Raw genomic sequence first — 5,757 nt, 5'->3', positions numbered from 1 at the left:
CCCAATGGTGTCGGAGATCTGAATAGTGATGGATATGCAGATATCGTGTTGCCTGATCGTTGGCTGGAGAATATAAATGGAGGTACTGAATGGGAGTCTCACAGCTTGCCCTTTGCAAGTAAGCGAGGACCTTGGGGGCTTTCTGGTCGAAGCTGGATTGTAGATCTGAATGATGATGGTCGCAGTGATATTGTGATGATTGATGGCGACCAACAGGATTCCCAGGGGGCATGGCTGGAAAATAAAGGAGGACAGCCACCTACCTTTGAGACACACTTCCTCCCTCAGAAAGCATCTGGTATACGAGGCTCATTCCATTCGCTGCAAATAGCGGATTTTAATGGAGATGGACTTCTGGATATATTTGCAGTTGAGCAAGAAGATCCGACTATTTTACCTGAGGGAGCACCGCCAAGATGGTTTATCTGGGAAAACATCGGTAAAGAAGATGAGCCTGAATTTGTTGAGCGGGTTATTTTTGAGGAAAGGCTCGGCGGTCATGATGCTCTTGTCGGCGACGTGGATGGTGACGGGAATCCTGATATTTGTTCTAAAATATGGAAGCGCTGGGAAAAAAATGCCAATGACGGTCGAGAACATGCTGATTGCCTACAGAATTTAAGATAAGAAAACTAATTCTATGGAATCTTGACCTAACAGATATTTTTAATCTGTATTTGCATATGTGTTGAGACGAAACGTAATAGACAATCATAGGAAGATGGCAATGCAGTAATCGAAATTACAGCGAGAGTGGTAATCCGATCACCAAGCTGAAATTCCTGCATGCTTAATATCTTCTTTAGTCAATTACTTTTTTCCATTCAATCTGTGAATACTGCTTTAACAATTTTTGACTGGTGATCTTGTCAATACGTTTTAAGGCCTCACCAATATTGATTAGCTGCATACTTATATACAGATAAAGTTTTCTTCTTTATTTGCCTCAATTTTCTCATCAACGGGAATTTCCCGCCGCCAGTGTAAAGGTGAACGTACTTCCTTGGCCGGGCTCACTGTCCACCGAAAAAGTGCTCTTTCCCGTGATACTTTCCTATAAATGCCTCCTTGGGCAGAATTAACTCATCCTCATGATTCGTGGCTATGTAATCTTCTACTTTGCCATCCGGGGTGAATACTGAAAAGAAGATCTTGAAAGGCGTTCAGTATCGATTTCAGGTACTCAGTCATAGAAGCTAAATTTGCGTCTCCTCATCGTGGCAGATTTCAAAATAGGTGCGTTGGCAATCGACGGGAACTATTCCGGGATTATTGGTGTATATATAGTCAAGTTGTTTAAATTTTATAAAATATATTTAAACAAAATTAAATAACATACATCCTAATCCAATCCTATTTCTTATGAAAATCAGAACACAACAATTCTCTATATGGAGAAAAACTCCAGCGATCACAACCTTTATCGTTCTATTGGCATTCACCATGTTATCGGCTTGTGCCAATGACGATGACGGGCTAACGGCCCCGGAAGGGCCTGGCAACATTGTCGAAGTGGCCCAGTCCAATGATGATTTCAGCACCCTGGTGTCGGCCGTTACCGATGCCGGCCTGGCCTCTACCTTGCAGGGCAACGGACCATTTACCGTTTTTGCCCCTACCAATGCAGCATTCCAGGCGCTGCCGGAGGGCCTGCTGGAAAGCCTGTCCAATGAACAGCTGACCGAAATCCTGAGCTATCACGTGGTGGCCGGATCAGTGGTTATGGCCGGCGACCTGCAGGCTGAGCAATCGGTGGAAGCATCTGCCGGAGGCGAGCTTTTTATAACAGCCACCGGTGGCGACGTCATGGTGAACGATAACGCGTCGGTTGTTATAGCTGATGTGGAGGCCTCCAATGGCGTCATCCACGCCATCGACCAGGTAGTCCTCCCTGATAGTTACCTGGATATGGTGGGTATTGTAGCCAAACGATATGACCTGCAAACCCTGGAAGGGGCGGTCGGACAAGCGAACTTAGCTTCCACCCTGCAGGGCGAGGGACCCTTTACAGTCTTTGCGCCCAATAACGCATCGTTCGAAGGACTCGACCTGTCGGGCCTTTCCCAGCAGCAGCTGCAGGACGTGCTGACCTATCATGTGCTGGACAGCAAGGTCTTGTCCGGGGACCTTGCCTCCTCGCAAACCGTTACTACGGTTAATGGAGATGAGCTGACTATCGAAGTTGCAAGTGATAACACGGTTTCGCTGACCGACCAGCAAGGCAATACCTACCAGGTAACCCAGGCCGACCTGGAAGGTACCAACGGTGTGGTCCATATCATTGACGGGGTGCTTATGCCAGGCTAGTCTCAGGAATGACTCGCATAAGATGTCCCCATTATTTAGCCACGCCTTGTATCCCGGGGCGTGGCTTTTTTTATAAGTAGGATTACATCACAAACAAGCGCTCTGAATCAGATAACACTTCATCGTTTTTTAATTTGATCGAATGGATATCGTTGACAAAATATAACCTGCGAAACAAATACAATGTGAATTGTACTGTTTAAAAATATATATTAAATTATAAACATGGAATCTTTTTCAATATCTCAGATATCGCAATTCTCCGGTATTAAACCGCATACTATCCGGATGTGGGAACAACGGTATGGTGCCCTGAAACCGAATCGGTCGGAGGGCAACACAAGATATTACAGCAACGCACAACTGCGCAGGCTGCTGAATATCGTAAGTCTCAAAAATGCCGGTTATAAGCTGGGGGAACTGGGTGCGATGCCGGATGAAAAACTGAATGAACTGGTTTTAAAAAAGCAGGAAAAAACGACGAACGACCAAACGGATGAATATTTTATTTCGCAGCTTATAGCAGCCGGAATGAGCTATGACGAATTATATTTTGAAAAGGTATTTTCTCACTGCCTGCTGCGATACGGACTCACAGATGCCTATAGCAGGGTCATGTACCCTGTGATGGTACGTCTGGGATTGATGTGGACGAGTGACCGTTTGCCGCCGGTTCAGGAACATTTTTTAAGTAATCTGCTCAGGCAGAAACTGCTGACGGCTATTGATTCGCTGCCTCCCGCTAAACCGGAGACGAATAAATGGCTCCTGTTCCTTCCCGAAAATGAATTTCACGAGCTGGGGCTGTTGTTTGCCCATTATCTTATTCGCCGTTCCGGGCAAAAAGCGATATATCTCGGTGCCAATGTCCCGTTGCAGCTGCTCAAAGAAGCGGTGGTAGATACAGAATCCGATCGCCTGCTGTTTTTTTTAGTGCATAACGATTTGCCTGAAAATAGCCGTGAGTACCTTGATCAGCTAAAAGACAACTTTCCTGATAATAAGATATACTTGTCGGGCAACCGTGAGTTAATCAGCCAACTGGATACAGGAAAAAGTATTATATGGCTACAATCAGTTGAACATCTCGAACAAAAACTGGCATCATAGCGGCTGACTATCTTTACGTAAAATCAAATGCCATCATATCCAAAGTATCAATCATAGGCGGATTTGACTGATTTTAACGAACAGTCCAAAAGATAAAGCAAGAAAAAATTGAATCTTTCCTTCACTGATTCCGATTTACCTCAAGCCGCAGGCCTACGTTGAAGAACCACCCGCTACCAGCATATGCGTGCGAAGACCCGCCGGCTTTTTGGCTAATTCTCGTTCCAGGCCCATAAGTCCGCCCAGCACCATGGCCAATAACACTTTAACGATCGGATCCCAGGTCAAATATAAATCCATATTATTTTCTATTAGAGTTGTTTAAATTAATTTCAGCCAAATAAGTACTGCTCCGAAAGAGGTAAGCACCCGTGATCTGATGTTCCAAGTTCGCCATACCGCAAACTTTTCCCATAAGAATTTATATGAATTACCGACTATTCACATACCATAAACAATGAAACCGCTGTAGTCTGTGGTATTACACTTCCTCGTCGTGCCAGGTCTCAAAATAGGCACGTTTGTACGCGTCCTTCATGGATTTGCTGGTTTTTCGGGCAAATGTATAATTGGCCGACGCGCCCACTAATCCCCCGATCACCGGCACAAGCCGTCCGGCCTGCTTGGAAGAAATGCGCTTGCCGAATACTTTGCCAATTTTTGCAATCACTTTCAGTATAAAATTGTCGGCAACCTCTCGGGATCCCGCAACCGTACTGGCCCTCAGGAGTTGATACTTCAGGGTGGCCTGGGCAACGCCGTTAATAGCGAGGGCCTCGAAGTAAATATTCATCATGGTATCCTTTTGAAGTGGATCGCGCCCGTCAAAGCCGTTGAGGACGGCAAACTGCTGGGCCAGCCGGTACAATTGAATAGCCAGCGAGGCGGTGTCAAGCGTGGCAAAGGTAACGGCGGTGGAGAACCCTCCGATACCGGTGGTAAGGCCTCCGACCGAGCTCCATCGGGCGTGGGAAAGGCGGTATCCCTCCATGAGCTCTTCAATGCGATCATAATTATCCGCCTGATCGCGGAAATCTTCCACCGTTTCTATTTCCATGCCGCGATCGCGAGCTTCCTGAAGCACATCCTGCGGATTTATATCGATCAGCGAATCTTTTAAATTTATCAGCATAATCCTGTAATTAAGTGAAAATGAAAAGCGACCCTGATCAATCATTACTACTTTGAGCGGGTCCTGTCTGAAAGCATATAATAAGCTGCAACTATCCGGTTTTGTTCTACATAAAAGTGAAGCTTGAAACCTTTTTTCAATTTTCCATTACATGTTTACTCCGTGGAACATTCCCTTTTTTGAAAAACATTATGGTCCACGGCACCAGGGCATGTTTTCACTTGTTTTTGTCACAAGGAATGTATTAAAATTGCTACAGGCCGGTTCTCGTAAGTTGCATAACTTTACGAGCAAAATTTGACGGGATCTGTCACGCTTTTTGCGACCCCTATCGGTCTGTAAGGTATTGATCTGAGTAATCATTAATTATAAAATTACCAACGGATACCCCTGATGGAGAGCCAGGATAACAGTGAAGACGACTCTGCCTATTCCTTTTTAAAGAAGGTGCTCATTTTTGTTCTCATAGCACTGGCTGTAACGCTGTTGGTTATGTTTGTAGGCCGGGCTATCGATACACTCCTTGTTATTTTTGCCGGCGTATTACTGGGTACTATCTTTCGGGCTGCCCGCGACTTTATCCACCAGAAGCTGCATTTTAGCCAGGGTATCTCCTTGGCCCTGGTTCTTGTTATCTTTCTGGCTACGGTTACAAGTATATCTTATGTGCTGGGCCCCCGTATCGTGGATCAGGCAGATACCTTTTACAGGCAAATCCCTGAAACCTGGGAGATGACCAAGGAATATATCTCCCAGTTTCGGTGGGGACGTGAACTGGCCCGGGAAAATCCCAGTGTCACTGATTTTTTTGAGGATGAAACCGAGGGTACCGGTGAAGATTACGACATGACCAAGAGTATCCTGGGCTATCTCTCCACCCTCGCCGCGATTTCAGCAGCCCTGGTTCTGGTCTTCGTGATTGCTATATATATTGCGGCTGAACCCACGCTCTACACCCAGGGCTTTCTCCGTATGTTCCCGAAGGCCCGGCGCAAAAGAGTGGTTGATATTATGAACGAGATTGCGCTGACCATGCAGTGGTGGATGGTCGGGCAAATCTGTTCGATGCTTATACTGGGTACGCTGGCCACCCTGGGGCTGTGGCTGCTGGGGGTGCCGTACGCCCTGTTATTGGGAGCCTTTACCGCTTTCATGACCTTTATTCCCAATTTAGGCCCTATCATTGCTGCGGTGCCTGTTTTGCTTAT

6 protein-coding genes are annotated in these 5,757 nt (G+C 46.2%); 4 read left to right on the top strand and 2 right to left on the bottom strand.

Going from position 1 to position 5,757, the window contains the following annotated elements; translation table 11 throughout:
- The 3 genes from ACESLU_RS10585 to ACESLU_RS10575 form a co-directional block, all read left to right on the top strand.
- The coding region (locus ACESLU_RS10585; RefSeq protein WP_372638620.1) for an FG-GAP repeat domain-containing protein at positions 1-627 on the top strand (627 nt) is incomplete at its 5' end.
- A gap of 816 nt (positions 628-1,443) precedes the next feature.
- Positions 1,444-2,307 (top strand): fasciclin domain-containing protein, encoded by an 864-nt coding sequence (locus ACESLU_RS10580; RefSeq protein WP_372638619.1) that lies wholly within the window; start codon positions 1,444-1,446, stop codon positions 2,305-2,307.
- Positions 2,308-2,532: 225 nt separating this feature from the next.
- Entirely contained in the window at positions 2,533-3,417 is an 885-nt protein-coding gene (locus ACESLU_RS10575) for a MerR family transcriptional regulator (RefSeq protein ID WP_372638618.1), read from the top strand.
- 153 nt (positions 3,418-3,570) lie between these two features.
- Here ACESLU_RS10575 and ACESLU_RS10570 read toward each other — a convergent pair whose 3' ends face one another.
- Complete coding sequence (locus ACESLU_RS10570; protein ID WP_372638617.1) at positions 3,571-3,717, bottom strand: MgtC/SapB family protein; 147 nt, start codon at positions 3,715-3,717, stop codon at positions 3,571-3,573.
- Between the two features lie 181 nt (positions 3,718-3,898).
- Positions 3,899-4,549, bottom strand: a complete 651-nt coding sequence (locus ACESLU_RS10565) for an EcsC family protein (RefSeq protein ID WP_372638616.1) — start codon at positions 4,547-4,549, stop codon at positions 3,899-3,901.
- Between the two features lie 393 nt (positions 4,550-4,942).
- Here ACESLU_RS10565 and ACESLU_RS10560 point away from each other — a divergent pair.
- Positions 4,943-5,757: AI-2E family transporter (locus tag ACESLU_RS10560; protein ID WP_372638615.1), on the top strand; the 815-nt coding region annotated here is incomplete at its 3' end.

The sequence above is a fragment of the Fodinibius sp. genome, assembly GCF_041642155.1.
In the GTDB taxonomy this organism is placed as follows: Bacteria; Bacteroidota; Rhodothermia; order Balneolales; family Balneolaceae; genus Fodinibius.
Note: the sequence above shows the minus strand (reverse complement) of the source record. Positions and strands in the feature narration are given on the sequence as shown.

What these genes read in the sequence shown, in the direction of transcription:
- ACESLU_RS10580 (WP_372638619.1), top strand. Translation starts at nt 1,444, where the DNA reads ATGTTATCGGCTTGTGCCAATGACGATGACGGGCTAACGGCCCCGGAA.
- ACESLU_RS10575 (WP_372638618.1), top strand. Translation starts at nt 2,533, where the DNA reads ATGGAATCTTTTTCAATATCTCAGATATCGCAATTCTCCGGTATTAAA.
- ACESLU_RS10570 (WP_372638617.1), bottom strand. Translation starts at nt 3,717, where the DNA reads ATGGATTTATATTTGACCTGGGATCCGATCGTTAAAGTGTTATTGGCC.
- ACESLU_RS10565 (WP_372638616.1), bottom strand. Translation starts at nt 4,549, where the DNA reads ATGCTGATAAATTTAAAAGATTCGCTGATCGATATAAATCCGCAGGAT.